At 66.5% G+C, this 16,779-nt stretch carries 15 protein-coding genes; 7 read left to right on the top strand and 8 right to left on the bottom strand.

The genetic code is table 11. From position 1 onward, the window contains the following. Positions 1–115: 115 nt before the first annotated feature. The gene (locus N5J73_RS07320; RefSeq protein WP_049447298.1) at positions 116–2,278 is read right to left on the bottom strand and encodes a S46 family peptidase; all 2,163 of its coding nucleotides are present in this window, start codon (positions 2,276–2,278) and stop codon (positions 116–118) included. A gap of 399 nt (positions 2,279–2,677) precedes the next feature. Between N5J73_RS07320 and tdh the strand changes: the two genes are divergently transcribed. Continuing rightward, entirely contained in the window at positions 2,678–3,700 is a 1,023-nt protein-coding gene (tdh, locus tag N5J73_RS07315) for an L-threonine 3-dehydrogenase (RefSeq protein WP_049447308.1), read from the top strand. Between the two features lie 195 nt (positions 3,701–3,895). Here tdh and N5J73_RS07310 read toward each other — a convergent pair whose 3' ends face one another. Further along, positions 3,896–4,591, bottom strand: coding sequence for a TorF family putative porin (locus N5J73_RS07310; protein ID WP_049447296.1), 696 nt, complete (start codon positions 4,589–4,591; stop codon positions 3,896–3,898). Between the two features lie 206 nt (positions 4,592–4,797). On the opposite strand from N5J73_RS07310, the gene kbl reads away from it, so the two are divergent. Beyond that, positions 4,798–6,006, top strand: coding sequence for a glycine C-acetyltransferase (gene kbl / locus N5J73_RS07305; protein WP_164078516.1), 1,209 nt, complete (start codon positions 4,798–4,800; stop codon positions 6,004–6,006). Between the two features lie 82 nt (positions 6,007–6,088). Here the strand turns inward: kbl and N5J73_RS07300 are convergent, their stop codons facing one another. From N5J73_RS07300 to N5J73_RS07285, 4 genes are all read right to left on the bottom strand, one after another. Continuing rightward, positions 6,089–6,424: a hypothetical protein gene (locus tag N5J73_RS07300; protein WP_005412356.1), complete on the bottom strand. Its 336-nt coding sequence runs from the start codon at positions 6,422–6,424 to the stop codon at positions 6,089–6,091. A gap of 86 nt (positions 6,425–6,510) precedes the next feature. Then, entirely contained in the window at positions 6,511–7,317 is an 807-nt protein-coding gene (locus N5J73_RS07295; RefSeq protein ID WP_234367987.1) for a pseudouridine synthase, read from the bottom strand. 20 nt (positions 7,318–7,337) lie between these two features. Continuing rightward, positions 7,338–7,844: a hypothetical protein gene (locus tag N5J73_RS07290; protein ID WP_012510168.1), complete on the bottom strand. Its 507-nt coding sequence runs from the start codon at positions 7,842–7,844 to the stop codon at positions 7,338–7,340. Positions 7,845–8,062: 218 nt separating this feature from the next. Continuing rightward, positions 8,063–9,151, bottom strand: a complete 1,089-nt coding sequence (locus N5J73_RS07285) for an OmpA family protein (RefSeq protein WP_049448777.1) — start codon at positions 9,149–9,151, stop codon at positions 8,063–8,065. 357 nt (positions 9,152–9,508) lie between these two features. Here N5J73_RS07285 and N5J73_RS07280 point away from each other — a divergent pair, with 357 nt between their 5' ends. The 5 genes from N5J73_RS07280 to N5J73_RS07260 all read left to right on the top strand — a co-directional run bounded on the left by N5J73_RS07280 (position 9,509) and on the right by N5J73_RS07260 (position 14,970). Continuing rightward, a complete protein-coding gene (locus tag N5J73_RS07280) occupies positions 9,509–10,528 on the top strand; it encodes a zinc-binding alcohol dehydrogenase family protein (RefSeq protein WP_049448775.1) in 1,020 nt (339 codons plus the stop codon). A gap of 186 nt (positions 10,529–10,714) precedes the next feature. Continuing rightward, positions 10,715–11,347: a membrane protein gene (locus N5J73_RS07275; protein ID WP_049448772.1), complete on the top strand. Its 633-nt coding sequence runs from the start codon at positions 10,715–10,717 to the stop codon at positions 11,345–11,347. A gap of 139 nt (positions 11,348–11,486) precedes the next feature. Further along, positions 11,487–13,517, top strand: coding sequence for an NADPH-dependent 2,4-dienoyl-CoA reductase (locus N5J73_RS07270; protein WP_049448769.1), 2,031 nt, complete (start codon positions 11,487–11,489; stop codon positions 13,515–13,517). 298 nt (positions 13,518–13,815) lie between these two features. Next, the gene (locus tag N5J73_RS07265; protein ID WP_004154513.1) at positions 13,816–14,274 is read left to right on the top strand and encodes a cell wall hydrolase; all 459 of its coding nucleotides are present in this window, start codon (positions 13,816–13,818) and stop codon (positions 14,272–14,274) included. A gap of 84 nt (positions 14,275–14,358) precedes the next feature. Next, a complete protein-coding gene (locus tag N5J73_RS07260) occupies positions 14,359–14,970 on the top strand; it encodes a glutathione S-transferase N-terminal domain-containing protein (RefSeq protein ID WP_049448767.1) in 612 nt (203 codons plus the stop codon). A gap of 67 nt (positions 14,971–15,037) precedes the next feature. Here the strand turns inward: N5J73_RS07260 and N5J73_RS07255 are convergent, their stop codons facing one another. Then, positions 15,038–16,093 (bottom strand): suppressor of fused domain protein, encoded by a 1,056-nt coding sequence (locus tag N5J73_RS07255; protein ID WP_049448766.1) that lies wholly within the window; start codon positions 16,091–16,093, stop codon positions 15,038–15,040. 46 nt (positions 16,094–16,139) lie between these two features. Then, positions 16,140–16,643, bottom strand: a complete 504-nt coding sequence (locus tag N5J73_RS07250; RefSeq protein WP_049448765.1) for a hypothetical protein — start codon at positions 16,641–16,643, stop codon at positions 16,140–16,142. Positions 16,644–16,779: the final 136 nt, after the last annotated feature.

Raw genomic sequence — 16,779 nt, 5'->3', positions numbered from 1 at the left:
GCGCACCCGGCCGGGCCGGGCATGAAAAAACCCCGCGACGTGCGTCGCGGGGTTTTGGAAACTCCGGCTGTCTGGTCGAGGTTGCCGGCCAGCGGCCGGCACTACCGCAACTGGTTTATTTCGCCAGGTTCAGTTCCTTCAGCAGCTGCGGCGCCGGCGCCACTTCCTGCATGATCCACTGCATGTAGCGGCTGTCGACGGCGATCATGCGGGTCATCACCGGGTCGAACACCCAGTTGGAGCTGACCGATTCCCAGTTGCCATCGAAGGCCAGGCCAACCAGCTTGCCGTTGGCGTCCAGCACCGGCGAGCCGGAGTTGCCGCCGGTGATGTCCAGGTTGGACAGGAAGTTCACCGGCACCGAACCAATGCGCTTGTCTTCCAGGCCACCGTAACGCTTGGCCTTGACCGCATCGAGCAGCGCCTTCGGCGAATCGAACGGATCTTCGCCGGTTTCCTTCGCCGCCACGCCTTCCAGGGTGGTGAACGGGGTGTACGTCACGCCGTCCTTGCCATAGCCCATGACGTTGCCGAAGGTGATGCGCAGCGACAGGTTGGCGTCCGGGTAGACGAACTCACCCTGGCTCTTCTTGTAGTCGGCCACGGCCTGCAGGTACAGCGGACGTGCGGTCAGCGATTCGCCTTCGCGGATCTTCTTCTGCTCTTCCTGCTTCAGCAGTGCCGGCATGACGGCCACGGCATACTGGATGGCCGGATCGCTGCTGGCTTCAAACGCGGCACGGTCGGCCTTGAACCACTTCAGCCGGTTGTCCAGGCTGCCCAGCTCGGTGCCCGACAGCTTGCTCACCAGCGACTTCACCGCAGCGGCGTCGCTGCCGGCCAGCCACTTGTTCAGCACTTCGTTGTCGCGCTGTGCGGCCGGCAGAGCCACGTACTGGTCCAGCCAGTAGGTCTGCAGCTGCTGGTCCATCTTCGCCACGTAGCGACGGTCCATCTGCTTCAGGCCACCTTCGATGGTGGTCAGGTCGCGTTCCTGGTAACCGGCTTCGCGTTCGGCATCCGGCTTGCTGCGCTCGATCGACAGGCGGTACAGGCTGATCGCTGCGCCAACGGCCGAGGTGTTGTTGAACTGACCGACGAACAGGTCGCGCTCGCGGGTCGACTTGCTGCTATCCAGATGCTTGAGCAGCTGCGCGTGTGCGGCCAGGGCCGGCTTGCCGGCAACGCCCTGCTTCTTCAGCCACGCCAGCACGGCGGCTTCCTCGGCCTGCTTCTGGCCAGCGGCGTCGATGCGCTTGAAGCCTTCCAGCTGGCCCAGGTAGTTCTTGGCCACGTTGTTCATGCTGGCGGCGGTGGCGGCGTACTTCACCTTGACGTCGGCGTCGGCCTTGCCGGCGTCGGCGATCATCTTCAGCACCGCGTTGTAGTGCTTGGCGATGGTCGGGTAGGTGAAGCTGGCGGTTTCGTTGAACTCACCAGCCAGGGCATAACGGTTGGTACGGCCCGGGTAGCCGGCCACCATCACGAAGTCGTCGGCGCCCAGCGGCTGGTCGGCGAACTTCAGGAAGTGCTTGGGCTGGTACGGCACATTGTCGGCGGCGAAGGCGGCCGGCTTGCCGTCCTTGCCCACGTAGGCGCGGTAGAACGAGAAATCGCCGGTGTGGCGCGGCCACATCCAGTTGTCGACGTCGCCGCCGAACTTGCCGACGCTGCCCGGGGGCGCGTAGACCAGGCGCACGTCCTTGATTTCCATGTTGCGGAACAGGCGGTAGGTGTTGCCGCCGGAGAAGCTGTACAGGCGGCAGCGGAAGCCGGCATCGGCTTCACAGGCGGCGACCTGGGCCTTGTCGAAGGCGTCCAGCGCGCGGCTGCGGGCCAGCGGGTCGTTGCCGGCGCCGGCAATGGCGGCCTTGGCCTGGGCGGTGACGTCGGTGATCTGGTCAAGCACGAACACGCGAGCGTTCGGGCCGGCGCTCAGTTCGTCCTTCAGGGTCGGCGCGTTGAAGCCGTCCTTGATCAGGTTCTTCTGCGCGGTCGAATTCAGCTGGATGGCGCCATAAGCGCAGTGGTGGTTGGTGACCACCAGGCCCTGCGGCGAGACGAAGCTGGCGGTGCAGCCGCCAAGGGCGACGACCGCGCCCATCGGGTCGCCGGTCAGGTTGGACAGCTGTTCCGGAGACAGCTTCAGGCCGGCCTTCTGCAGCGGGCCGGCGATTTCCGGCAGCTGCTGCGGCACCCACATGCCTTCAGCGGCATGGGCGACCTGGGCCAGCCCGAGGCTGGCGACGATGGAAAATGCAAGCAGGTTCGAGCGCATGGAGCGGCCCCTGGTAGTGGAACCCTCGATTGTAGCCCGCGGCCCTGCCCCGGCCCGAACCCCGGAAGTCATGGGCCTGCTTCTTGCTCTGCCACGCGCACGTCGGCCGCGCACACGGAAATCGTCCAGAGGGGGCGTGGTCACCCTGGACGGGACCGTTGGCGCCATGGATGGCGCCATCGAGCACCATGGATGGGCTTTTGCGTGTCCCGGCCAGGGTGACCACGCCCCCTTTCCCGGATCAGGGAGGCGCCGCTGTTCGCAGTACGTTCGAAACGCCCGCCGGCGCACGCCTTTCGTTCCACCACTGCACCCGCAGCGCAACATGGGAAATCCGCGCGGCACCCTATAATCCGCGCTTTCCCCCTGATGAGTTCCACCCCGATGGCGCAGCAAACGATGAAGGCCCTGGTCAAGCGCGAAGCGGCCAAGGGCATCTGGCTGGAAGAAGTTCCGGTGCCGACCCCGGGCCCGAACGAGGTCCTGATCAAGCTGGAGAAGACCGCGATCTGCGGTACCGACCTGCACATCTACCTGTGGGACGAGTGGAGCCAGCGCACCATCAAGCCGGGCCTGACCATTGGCCACGAATTCGTCGGTCGCGTCGCCGAAATCGGCCCGGGCGTAACCGGCTATGAGATCGGCCAGCGCGTCTCGGCCGAAGGCCACATCGTCTGCGGCCACTGCCGCAACTGCCGTGGCGGCCGCCCGCACCTGTGCCCCAACACCGTCGGCATCGGCGTCAACGTCAACGGCGCCTTCGCCGAATACATGGTGATGCCGGCCAGCAACCTGTGGCCGATCCCGGACCAGATCCCGTCGGAGCTGGCTGCGTTCTTCGACCCGTACGGCAACGCCGCGCACTGTGCGCTGGAGTTCAACGTGATCGGCGAGGACGTGCTGATCACCGGTGCCGGCCCGATCGGCATCATCGCCGCCGGCATCTGCAAGCACATCGGTGCGCGCAACGTGGTGGTCACGGACGTCAACGATTTCCGCCTGAAGCTGGCCGCCGACATGGGCGCCACCCGCGTGGTCAACGTCGCCAACACCTCGTTGAAGGACGTGATGAAGGAACTGCACATGGAGGGCTTCGACGTGGGCCTGGAAATGAGCGGCAACCCGCGTGCGTTCAACGACATGCTCGACTGCATGTACCACGGCGGCAAGATCGCCATGCTCGGCATCATGCCCAAGGGCGCCGGCTGCGACTGGGACAAGATCATCTTCAAGGGCCTGACCGTGCAGGGCATCTACGGCCGCAAGATGTACGAGACCTGGTACAAGATGACCCAGCTGGTGCTGTCCGGTTTCCCGCTGGGCAAGGTGATGACCCACCAGCTGCCGATCGACGACTTCCAGAAGGGCTTCGACCTGATGGAAGAAGGCAAGGCCGGCAAGGTGGTCCTCAGCTGGAATTGATTCATCGTGGCTTCGCCACGTTGAATCCGTGCAGGTTTCCTTATCCCCGCGCCTGCGGCGCGCCCCCTTGAACAACAAGGGGGCTCTTCCCCAGATGGGATCAAGAACACCGCGGGACGGAAAAAGGCGCCCGATGGGCGCCTTTTTCGTAAAGCGTGCCAGGCAAGCCTGGCACCTACCGTAACGCCTGCGGCGTTACTTGCCTACGGCGACGCTCAGCATCACCCGGCTGTGGGCCAGCTTGCCGGAGTTGTCGCGGCCGTTGCCGTCGGTGCCGTAGTAGCCCAGGCCGACGTTGAACAGGCCGAACTGGCGCGCGACGCCGACGTTCCAGTCGGTGTAGTCCTTGGCGATGCCGTCCTCGAAGGTGCTGCGACCGACGTTGGCATTCAGGGTGAAGTCCTTCGGCAGGCCCCAGCTGCCGCCCAGGCCGAAGTACCAGCCATCGGTGCTGCTGTTCCAGACATCGTTGGTGTAGGCCACCGTCAGCTTGTAGGTGTCATCCAGCGTAGTGGTGGTGATCAGCTCGTTGTAGTTCTGGTGGCTGGACTTGAGGTAGGTGTAACGGTTCAACAGCACGTCGAAGTTGACGCGCTCGGTCACGTCCACGCCGTAGCCGATCAGGTAGTCGATCTCGGTCTTCGGATCGCCGGCACCGAAGTCGACGCCCGAGCCCCATACGCCGGCATACAGGCCGACCGGGCTGGTGTAGGTGAAGCCGGCCTGCAGGGTCGGATCCTCATCGGTCTGCGACACACCACGGAACAGGTAATCGGAAACGGCGGTGACGTTCCAGCTGTACGGAGATTCATTGTCCTGGGCGCTGGCGGCGAACGGGGCGGCCAGGGTCAGGGCAGCGGCAATGGCGAGGCAGGCACGGGCGTGCTTCATGAGCGTCTCCGGTGGGGGCGGTGGCGTGGAAGGCGGGGAGCGGGCGTAGCGGCCGGAGCGGGACAGCTCCGGTTCACGAATTCTTAACCAGTTTGCTATTGCGATGCAACATGTGCCGGCCGTGGCGATGCCCCGATCAGGCCGGTCGGCAAGCGGTGATGCCCGGTAGAATCAGCGGTTTCCCCGTTCAGAGCCGTGCCCACGCCATGACCGACGCCTCCTCCGCCCTGACCCGCCACTACGCCGAGGAACTGGACGCCATCCGCGCCCAGGGCCTGTTCAAGTCCGAGCGGATCATCACCAGCCCGCAGTCGGCCGAGATCACCCTCGAGGACGGCCGCACGGTGCTGAATTTCTGTGCCAACAACTACCTGGGCCTGGCCGACCATCCGGACCTGATCCAGGCCGCCAAGGATGCGCTGGATACCCACGGCTTCGGCATGGCCTCGGTGCGCTTCATCTGCGGCACCCAGGACCTGCACAAGCAGCTGGAGAAGCAGATCGCCGACTTCTTCGGCAAGCAGGACACCATCCTGTACGCCGCCTGCTTCGACGCCAACGGCGGCCTGTTCGAACCGCTGCTCGGCGAGAACGACGCGATCATTTCCGATGCACTGAACCATGCTTCGATCATCGACGGTGTGCGCCTCTGCAAGGCCAAGCGTTTCCGCTACGCCAACTGCGACATGGCCGACCTGGAAGCCCAGCTGCAGGCCGCCGATGCCGCCGGCTGCAAGACCAAGCTGATCACCACCGACGGCGTGTTCTCGATGGACGGCTTCATCGCCCCGCTGGACGAAATCACCGCACTGGCGAAGAAGTACAACGCGCTGGTGCACATCGACGAATGCCACGCGACCGGCTTCCTGGGTGCCACCGGTCGTGGTTCGGCCGAAGTGAAGGGTGTGCTGGAGAAGATCGACATCATCACCGGCACCCTGGGCAAAGCCATGGGCGGTGCACTGGGCGGCTTCACCTGCGCCAGCGCCGAGGTGATCGAGCTGCTGCGCCAGCGTTCGCGGCCGTACCTGTTCTCCAACTCGCTGCCGCCGCATGTGGTGGCCGCCGGCATCAAAGCGTTCGAGATGCTGGCCGCCGCTGACGACCTGCGCGACACCCTGGTGGAAAACACCCGCTACTTCCGCGAAAAGATGGTCGCAGCCGGTTTCGACGTGAAGCCGGGTGTGCACCCGATCAGCCCGGTGATGCTGTACGACGCACCGCTGGCGCAGAAGTTCGCCGAGCGCCTGCTCGAAGAAGGCATCTACGCGATCGGCTTCTTCTTCCCGGTGGTGCCCAAGGGCCAGGCCCGCATCCGCACCCAGATCAGCGCTGCGCACAGCCGCGAGCATCTGGACCGCGCGATCGATGCGTTCACCCGCATCGGTGTCGAGCTGGGCGTGATCAATGGCTGATCCCAACGGACAAAGCGTGCCGACCAAGGTCGGCACCTACCGGGCCTGATGGCGTGCCGACCGAGGTCGGCACCTGCCGGCATCACTTCTTTTTCTTCTTGCCCTTCGGCTCGTCCTTGCTGGCCACCACCACCGGCTTGGCGGCAGCATCCTGGCCGTTGCCCTTGGCAACGCGGATGCCGTTGGCCTTCATCCAGGCATCGAACTCGTCGGCAGTCATCTTCTTGTCGCCGTTGCTCATCAGGAAGCGGTAGCTGCCGCGGCCATCCAGCTCCGGGGTCTTCACTTCCACCACCGGGGTCTCGGCCGGCGTTTCCGCCTTGGCCACCTTCTTGTGGCCACCACAGGCGGTCAGCAGCACCATCGGCAGCAGCAGGCCTGCGCAGCGCAGGGTTTGGTTGAGGGTCGGGTGGTACATATGGCAGGCTCCGTTCGGGAAATTCAGCAACCAGGCGCCCCCTACGCCTGGAACGGTGGCCGGCAACCGCCGGCCGCGGGCGATGATCAGCCCGGTGCAGCGGCCCCCAGCCGCTGCTGGTCACTGACCTCCAGCATCCGCCACTGGCCCTTGCCGAGATCGCCGAGCGCCAGCCCACCGATCGCGACCCGGACCAAGCGCAGCACCTGCAGGTCGAAGGCCGCCAACAGGCGGCGGATATGGCGGTTGCGGCCCTCGTCGAGGACCACCTCCAGCCATGCGGTCTTGTCGCCACTGCGCAGCACGCGCACGGCCTGGGCAACGAGGAACTCGCCCTCGTCCTCCACGCCGGCCTGCAGTGCCGCCAGAGTGGCGTCATCGGGCAGGCCATCCACCTGCACGTGGTAGGTCTTGTCCGGGCCGGTCTGGGGGTCGGTCAGGCGCGCAGCCCACTGCGGATCGTTGCTGAACAGCAACAGCCCTTCGCTGGCCTTGTCCAGGCGCCCGACCGGCGCGATCCATGGCAGACCGGCACCATCAAAGCAGCGGTAGACGGTGTCGCGGCCACGCTCGTCCTGCGCCGTGGTCACCACGCCGCGCGGCTTGTTGAGCATCAGGTACAGGCGCTGCGGCGCGCCCATAGGCTGGCCATCGACCTCGATCGGCGGCGCCGGCTGGCCAATCGGGAACTCGGGATCACGCACGATGCGGCCGGAGACACGCACGCGCCCTTCGGCGATCCAGCGCGCGGCCTCGCTGCGCGAGCACACGCCGGCCTTGGACAGCACGCGCGCCAGGCCATGGCGCACGCCACTGGAGACATTCGGAGTCGCACGCCCACGCGATGCGTGGGAGCGGGCGGCGGGGGCGGCAGGTGGGCGGCGCATGCGCAAGCCTCTGCTCCCCGCGGCGCTTACTTCTTGTCGACCGGCTTGGTCTCAGCCGGTGCTTCGGCCGGGGCCGGAGTGGCGGCCGGAGCCGGACGCGCCTTGACCACACGCACGCCACGCGCCTTCATCCAGGCGTCGAACTCTTCGGCGGTCATGCGCTTGCCGTTCTGGCTCATGTCGAAGCGCCAGGGCGTGTTGTCGAATTCGGTCTGCGGCTTGTAGGCCGCCGGGTCGTTCGGCTTCACTGCCGGCGCGCTCGGGATGGCCTTGGCGATGTTCTGGCAGCCATCGATGCGCAGGCGCTGCAGCACCTGGTCCAGCGACTGCGACGGATCGTAATTGCCGCTCAGCACGCCGGCCGGCATGCCCAGCTGATTGCCACGGATGTACAGCTCGTCGGCCACCGGCGCGATGGTCGTGGCCGGCAACGGCAGCGGCGATGCGCTGGTGTTGACCGAGCAATCGACCGCAGCGTGGGCGGCGGGAACCAGGGCCAGCGCCAGAACGGCGGCCGATGCAGAGCGCAGCATGAGGGACATCCACGGAAGGAAGTGACGCGGCGAGTTTAGCAATGCCGCGTCAGCTTTCAAGCGCCACTTTCAATGAATACGGCAACTCATTGGTTTTGCGGACAAAATCCCGACGAACGGTTGTCCTCACGCATGAAATTCGAGATTCCCGGCGGCAGAAACAACAAGACCCGGCCGAAGCCGGGTCCTGCTGTGTCTTACTGGCAGAGCGTCAGAACTTAGTTCTGGACGTTCAGCTCGGTACGACGGTTCTTGGCGCGACCTTCCGGGTTGTCCGAACCATCCGGGTTGGTGTTCGGAGCAATCGGACGGCTCTCGCCGTAGCCGATCGGGCCGACCAGGCGACCGGCGTCAACGCCGTTCTTGGTCAGGTAGTTGTACACGGCGGTAGCACGACGCTCCGACAGCTTCTGGTTGTAAGCGTCGGTACCCTTCGAGTCGGTGTGACCGGCAACTTCAACGCGCAGATCCGGGTAACGCTTCAGGATCTCGGTGGCTTCGCTCAGGATCGCCACGGCGTCCGGACGCAGGTTCGACTTGTCGAAGTCGAAGTTGACGCCCTTCAGGTCGATGGAGACCGGCACCGGGCAACCGTCCGGACCGATGGTCTGACCCGGCTGCGAGTTCGGGCACTTGTCGTCGCAGTTGTTGACGCCGTCACCGTCGTCATCCAGATCGGCGCAGCTCGGGGCAACCGGAGCCGGAGCCGGAGCAGCCGCAACCGGAGCCGGGCCCAGCGGGATCACGACGCCGACCGAAGCCAGCACGTCGCCGAACCAGCTTTCGTCACGTGCAGCAATGCTCTGGTCGTCGAAGTCAGCGCGGTAGGCGACTTCGGCACGCACGGCAACGCGCTTCTCGAAGGTGGTCTGCAGACCGACGCCGACCTTGGCGGCAGCGTTGCCGTCCTTACGCTTGCGCGGGCCGGTGGCATCGAACGGGTAGGACTCTTCCGACTTCTGGTAGCCCAGGCCACCCAGGATGTACGGATTCCAGCCGCGGCCTTCCTTGATGAAGTGGCGACGCAGGTCCAGCGAGACGCCGTACTGCGACCAGTTCAGGTCCTTGTTCGAATCGAAGTTCGGGTTCTGATAGTTCAGCTCACCGTCCAGCGACCAGTTCGGGCTGATGAACTTACCCAGGCCCAGGGTCACGAACGGAGCGTCATTGGTCAGACGGTCGCTGTCCTGGAAGTTGAAGCCGGCCGAACCGGTCAGGTACCAGCGGTCATCGAACTCCTGCGCGGAGGCAGCCTGGGCGAAAGCCAGACCACCCAGCAGCGCGGCAGTAAGGATCTTCTTGTTCATTGAGTACAGCTCCTATTTCGGGGGTATGAAACCGGTAGAGGCATGGGCCAGCACTACTGCGTCGATGTTCGACAGCCGATTCAGCACGCCACCGCCGCGAACATTATGCTCAGGCGGGTGAAGGTCATGTTAACAGTCCCGTAACATGTGAAGTGTTGTGCCCGACCCTCCACCGGTCCGACGTTGAAACCCTATACAGGATGATGAAAATCCGCAAGACCTTCGCGCTGCAAGGGTTTAACGGTGTTTAGGCGGGAAAAGCGACATATTCCGCAACGGCGTGCTTCAGACAGTTCAGCGCGCTTGCAGAAACGTGAGGAACCTTATGATGAGACCACGAACCCAGCCGGAGCCGAGATGAAAGCTGTCGCCCTGAGTCGTGAATCCGCCCCCGCACTGCGCGATGTCCAGCTGCCCCCACCCCTGCCTCCACGCGGTCGTGACCTGCTGATCCGGGTCGAAGCAGTCTCGGTCAACCCCGTCGATGGCAAGCAGCGCGCGGCCACTGATCCGGCCACGCTCGAGGCGCCCCGCGTGCTTGGTTGGGACGCGTCCGGCGTGGTCGAAGCAATCGGCGAAGAGGCCAGCCTGTTCGCCTCCGGCGACGAGGTCTATTACGCCGGCGATGTCACCCGCCCGGGCTGCAATGCGCAGTACCAATGGGTGGATGAACGCCTGGTCGCACGCAAGCCGACCACGCTGGATTTCGCTGAAGCGGCCGCCCTGCCGCTGACCACGCTCACCGCCTGGGAACTGCTGTTCCAGCGCATGCCGTTGCAGTTGGATGACCGTCGTCATGCCGGCCAGCACCTGCTGGTGATCGGCGGTGCGGGCGGCGTCGGATCGATGGCGATCCAGCTGGCCCGCCATGCGGGCTTCGAGGTGATCGCCACCGCCTCCCGCGCGTCCTCGGCCGACTGGTGCCGGCAGATGGGTGCGCAGCATGTGGTCGACCACAACCGACCGCTGCTGGCGCAGTTGCAGGCGCTGGGCATCGATGCGGTACATGTCGCGCTCAATCTGGCCGACACCGACCACTACTGGGATGAACTGGGCCAGCTGCTGGCGCCGCAGGGCCATGTCGGCCTGATCGTCGAACCGCGCGGTGCGCTGCGCATCGGAGATCCGTACAAGGCCAAGTGCATCGGTATCCACTGGGAATTCATGTTCGCGCGCGCGCGCTTCGCCACCGCCGACCGCATCGAACAGCACCGCATCCTCAGCCGCGCGGCCAGCATGATCGACGCCGGCCAGCTGCGGGGCACTCTCAGCGAGGTACTGGGCACGATCAATGCGACCAACCTCGACATCGCGCATCAGCGCCTGGCCAGCGGGCGCACGCTTGGCAAGCTGGCACTGGCGGGCTGGGACGATTGAGCCAGGCTGGAACGCCGACGTAGAGCCGAGCCCATGCTCGGCTGCTTTGCCTGGCACCGCCAGCCGGGCATGGGCTCGGCTCTACAGATCCCGCCTGTGGCAGCGTATTGGCCGGCATCTGTATCTATGGCGACGGATGAATCGGGATTACGGTGGAAACAGATCCTCCCCTCCCCCGAGCGTGCCATGCCCACCGCCCTGCCCTTGCGCCTGCTGCAGCTGATCACCGGCCTGTTCCTCTACGGCTTCGGAGCATCGCTGATGATCCGTGCAGCCATCGGCGTGGCGCCGTGGGATGTGCTGTCGCAGGGCATCGCCGCACAGACCCCGCTGTCCTTCGGCCTGGCCACCAACGTCATCGGCGCGCTGGTGCTGCTGCTGTGGTGGCCGTTGCGCCAGAGGCCGGGCGTCGGCACCGTGCTCAACGTGATGCTGATCGGCCCATCCGCGCAGTTCGGCCTGTGGCTGCTGCCGCCAGCCGTCGGCCTCGGCTGGCAGGTGGCGATGTTCTGCACCGGCATGCTGCTGGTCGCGCTGGCCACCGGCCTGTACATCGGCGCCAAGCTGGGCCCCGGCCCGCGCGATGGCCTGATGACCGGTCTGCACGCCCGCACTGGCTGGCCGATCTGGAAGGTACGCAGCTTGATCGAAGGCAGCGTGCTGCTGCTCGGCTGGTGGCTGGGTGGCAACGTCGGCCTCGGCACCCTCGCCTTCGCCCTGCTGATCGGCCCGCTGTGCGGGATCACGCTGGGCTGGTTCGGGATCGGTCGGCCCGCTCCGGTAGTGCCGGCCGCTGGCCGGCAACCGCAATCACCCTGAGCTGCCCCGTATGTCGGCCAGCGGCCGGCACTACCGCCCCCGGAGTTCGGGGGCAGCGCCGCAGGCGCGATCCAGCGGCCCTTGCCCCGGCCGCCGTTTCGCGGCACGCTTCGCGCTTCCGTACGCAAGCGTATCGACCATGTCGCCAGCCAACGAAACCGCCTATCCGCACCTGTTCTCCCCGCTGGACCTGGGCTTCACCCAGCTGCGCAACCGGGTGCTGATGGGCTCGATGCACACCGGCCTGGAAGATCGCGCCCGCGACTTCCCGCGCCTGGCCGCCTACTTCGCCGAGCGCGCCGAGGGCGGCGTCGGCCTGATCGTCACCGGTGGCTTCGCACCGAACGTGGTGGGCTGGTTGAAGCCGTTCGGCGGCAAGCTGTCCTGGCCCTGGGAAGTGCGCCCGCACCGCCAGCTCACCGCCGCCGCGCACCAGCACGGCGCGAAGATCTGCCTGCAGCTGCTGCATGCCGGCCGCTATGCCTACCACCCGTTGTCGGTGGCGCCGTCGAAGCTGAAAGCACCGATCAACCCGTTCACCCCGCGCGCGCTCTCGGCCAGTGGCGTCGAACGGCATATCGCCGACTACGCACGCAGCGCGAAGCTGGCCCGCGAAGCCGGCTACGACGGCGTCGAAGTGATGGGCTCGGAGGGCTACCTCATCAACGAGTTCATCGCCCCGCGCACCAACAAGCGCACCGACGCCTGGGGGGGCGACGCACGCCAGCGCATGCGCTTCGCGGTGGAGATCGTGCGTCGCATCCGCGAGGCCTGTGGCCCGGACTTCATCATCATCTACCGCCTGTCGCTGGTGGACCTGGTGGAGGACGGCAGCAACTGGGAAGAGATCGTGCAGCAGGCGAAGGCCATCGAGGCCGCCGGCGCGACGATCATCAATTCCGGTATCGGCTGGCACGAAGCGCGTATCCCGACGATTGCCACGTCGGTGCCGCGCGCCGCCTTTGCCGGTGTCACCGCCAAGCTCAAGCCGCATGTGAAGGTGCCGCTGGTGGCAACCAACCGCATCAACATGCCAGAGGTCGCCGAGCGCATCCTGGCCGATGGCGGCGCCGACATGGTGTCGTTGGCGCGCCCGCTGCTGGCCGACCCGCAGTGGCCGAACAAGGCACGCGCCGGCCGCGCCGAGGCGATCAATACCTGCATCGCCTGCAACCAGGCCTGCCTGGACCACGTATTCGAGAACAAGCTGGCCAGTTGCCTGGTCAATCCGCGCGCCGCACACGAGACCGAGCTGGTCTACCGCCCCACCCCGGCGCCCAAGAAGGTCGCCGTGGTCGGCGCCGGCCCGGCCGGCCTGGCCTGTGCCACCGTCGCCGCCGAGCGCGGCCACCAGGTCACCCTGTTCGACGCCGGCGACGAGATCGGCGGCCAGTTCAACGTGGCCAAGCGCATCCCCGGCAAGGAAGAGTTCCACGAGACCCTGCGCTACTTCCGCCACAAGCTGGCCGAAACCGGTGTGCAGCTGCGCTTGGGCACCCGTGCCGATGCCGCCACCCTGGCCGGCTTCGACGAGGTGGTGCTGGCCACCGGCATCACCCCGCGCAAGGTCGACTTCCCCGGCGCGGACCACGCCAAGGTGGTCAGCTACCTGGACGTGCTGCTGGGCCGGGTCACGGTGGGCGCCAATGCGGCGATCATCGGCGCCGGCGGCATCGGCTTCGACGTCGGAGAGTTCCTCAGCCATGCCGGCGAGTCGCCCTCGCTGGACCCGCAGCGCTGGATGGCCGAATGGGGCGTGGACAGCAGCTTCGAGGCCCGCGGTGCGTTGGCCCGGCCCGAGGTCGAAGCATCCCCGCGGCGACTGTGGCTCCTGCAGCGCAGCCCGGGCAAGCCCGGCGCACGACTGGGCAAGACCACCGGCTGGATCCACCGCGCCACGCTGAAGGCCAAGGGCGTGCGCATGCTCGGTGGCGTCGAGTACCTGGGCGTGGACGACGAAGGCCTGCGCATCCGCGTGGAAGGCAGCGAACAGCTGCTGCCGGTCGACCATGTGGTGATCTGCGCCGGGCAGGAACCGAACCGTGCATTGCAGGCCGAACTGCAGGCCGCCGGCATCAACGCGCAGCTGATCGGCGGTGCCGATGTAGCGGCCGAGCTGGACGCCAAGCGGGCCATCGACCAGGGCAGCCGGGTCGCCGCCTCGCTCTGATGAGCGCCTGAATGGGGGGCGGAATGTGATTTCCGTCACCCCTCCCGAACCTGAATGTCAAGCCGGACGATTCACGATGCGTTCGGCTATGCCCCCCTACCTTGCGCCATCTTTCCGCTCACCAGCCAGTTTCCGGTGAGCCGGCGCAGCCCCCTCGATCGGTATTGATCGTTTCTTTTGGGGCTGCCCACGGGGCGGCCCCGATGGCCGCCTCCCCATGACGCCAAGTCGTACCCCGCCTCCTGTCGCCCCCGCGGCTGGAACTGGAGGGTGCGGCCCACACGGAGCAAGGAGTTATATGAAACTGGCCTGGATTCTCTGGCTGTCGCAGTTGTTGCCGCAGCCGGCCGCTGATTCATTGTGTTTGAGCACCACCGTTTACCTGGAAGCCCGCGACCAGACCCTGCGCGGCCAGCAAGCCGTCGCCGAGGTCGCCCTGCGTCGCCTCGACAGTGGCCTGTGGGGCGACTCGATGTGCCAGGTGGTCACCGCACGCAAGCAGTTCGCGCCGACCATCGTCTCCCCCGGCACCCAGCTGGGCAATGATGCGGCCTGGAGCGAGGCGATGAACGTGGCCTTCGACGCCGAGCGCAACTGGGCGCTGCCGGCCGGCGAGCGCCGCGAGATCGTGCCCGGTGCCAGCCACTTCGCCGCGCTGTCCATTGCCAGCCCGAACTGGCGCAACGCCTACCAGGTGGCCACCATCGGCGATCACACCTTCTATAAGGTGCAGAACCTCAAGCCGCGCCAGTCGTAACGATCCGTGCTGGCGGCAGCGTTGCCGCCCGCCGCCAGGCTCTGGGATAGTGGGCGCTTCCCGCCCGCATCACCTGGAGTTCCCATGAAGCTGTACAGCAAGCCCGGTGCCTGTTCCACCGCCGACCACATCGCCCTGCAGTGGACCGGCCAGCCGTTCGAGGTTGAACTGCTGAACAAGGACACCCTAAAGGGCCCGGAATTCCTCAAGATCAATCCGGCCGGCGCCGTCCCCGCACTGGTCGATGGCGACTTCGTGCTGCTGCAGAACGCCGCGATCATGGGCTATATCGCCGACACCTACCCGCAGGCCGGCCTCGGCGGTGACGGCAGCCCGCGCCAGCGTGCCGAAGCCACCCGCTGGCTGGCCTTCGTCAACTCCGACGTGCACCCGGCCTTCTCGCCGCTGTTCGCTCCGGGCAAGTTCATCGCCGATGAGAGCCAGTTCGACGCGATCCGCGCCGCCGCGCACAAGCGCCTGCGTGGCTTGTTCGAGACCGCCGACAGGCAGCTGGCCGACAAGCCGTGGCTGGCCGGCTTCCGCAGCTTCGCCGATCCGTACTTCTACATCACCCTGCGCTGGGCCGCCGGCACCAAGGTCGACCTGTCCGGCCTGGACAACCTGGCCGCCTACAAGGCGCGCATGGATGCCGATGCCGGCGTGCAGGCCGCGCTGAAGGCCGAAGGCCTGGCCTGATCCTGCCCTGGGGCCAGAGCCGCTCGCGTGGCGAACGGATCTGGCCCCCTCGGTTCCCACAGCGTGATCAACCGATCTGGCGGATCACTTCGCCCTTGGCATCTCGCAGGTAGGTCGGCACCACTTCGATGCGCAGCGCCACCGCCGCCGGGTAGATGCCGCGCTCGGCACGCACGCCCGCCAGGGCCTGCAGTCCCGCCTCGTCCAGTGCCCAGCGCGCGCTGTCGGCGGAGACGTCACCCCCTTCACCGCGCCCGGCCGGAACGAACTCCCACTGCCGCTCGCGGCTGACCAGTTCCAGCGATTTGCCGTGGCGCAGGCGCAATGGCAGCAGCTCGCACACGCTGGCCACCTGGCCGGCGCCAAGCACCAGGGTGGTGACGCCTGCCTCCTGCCGCCAATCCAGTGTCTCGATGAACAACATGCCGGTACTGGAGCCCTCACGCTCGCTGCCGGCCTGCACCTGTGCCGCCAGTGCCGGATCCTCCAGCAGATTGCCGCGATGCAGGTCGCTGATCCACAGCGGCATCGCCGGTTGCAGCGCCTGCAGCACGCCGCGCGTCGACCAGCGCTTGACCGCTTCCATCTCTTCATCGGTCAGCCCGACCAGCTGCAGGAACTGCAGGTGGCCATTGGTGGTGTCGCGTGCCGGCAACTGCGGGTCGGCAACGAAAGCCAGATGGCACAGCCGCGTGTCGGTCTCCAGCGCGATCGGGCCGTTGGCATTGAGGTGGTGGCCATCCTCGAACACATTGCCACTGCTGAACACGTAGCGCGCCAGGTTCTGCAGCAGGTTCATCGGCCACACTGGCGGCGTGCTGCCGGCGTGCTCACCGGCTTCAGCAGCGAGGCGGAAGGTCAGCTCGAAACCATAGCCGCTGACATCGGCATCGCTGCTCTCCTTGGCGTACAGCTCGGAGAAGCCGTAGGTGATGTAGTGCCAATGCGGTACCGGCGCGTCTGCCCAGTACACGCTGATGCCATCGAGCGGATCCTGGCCACCGAGCGTGTACGGCAGCGCGGTGCCGAAGTGACGCGGTTCCTGCCCGGCATACAGCGGCGCCAGCGCCGCATTGATCGCGTCCCAGCCGGGGGTATCGGTGTCGTCGTGGTCGTCCTGCACGCGGGACTCCTTGTGGGAAAGTGAACCGATCACTTTACGCGGTGGCTCAGGCCTGCACGACCTCATCGCCTGCGTTCAGCACGGCCGACTGGGTTTCCTGCCACCAGCGCTGTGCCAATGCCGGGCTGCGCGCTTTGCCCACCGCCGCCAGCAGTTCCGGGCACAAGCGCTCCAGCGCCAGCGCATCGGTGCAGCGTTCGATCTTCAACTGCATGAAATAGCCCTTCAGGCCCAGGTGGCGGCGCACCGCCTCGCTCATCGCGTCGTACAACTGCTGGTACAGCGCCGGATCCTGTTCGCGCCCGGTGCTGATGCCACGCAGCGGTGTCATCTCTGCGCTTCCACCGATCACTTCGATCAGGCCCTGTGCGGCCAGCTGCTCCAGTGCATCGGGTGGTGCGCGCAGCCCTTCGAACAGGCCGCGCAGTTCGGTGTCATCGCGATGGCCGTCGACCATCAGCAGGATCGAACGCAGTGCCGCCGGCAGGCGCCGGCCGCGGTCTTCGATTTCCTGACGGCCAGCAGCCGTCTTGGCGTGCAGCAATGCCATTGCCTCCCCCTCCCTCGATGCGCAATGCCGGCGCGCCCTGGCGGGCACGCTCCCCTGTGTGCCATCCCCGGACGGCACGCGCCTTCCCCGGCGCGCGCCGCGTATTGCAGGTCGATGACAGGCCGAGCTTAGCGCA

This window comes from Stenotrophomonas sp. GD03654 (assembly GCF_029845105.1).
Classification (GTDB): domain Bacteria; phylum Pseudomonadota; class Gammaproteobacteria; order Xanthomonadales; family Xanthomonadaceae; genus Stenotrophomonas; species Stenotrophomonas africana.
Note: the sequence above shows the minus strand (reverse complement) of the source record. Positions and strands in the feature narration are given on the sequence as shown.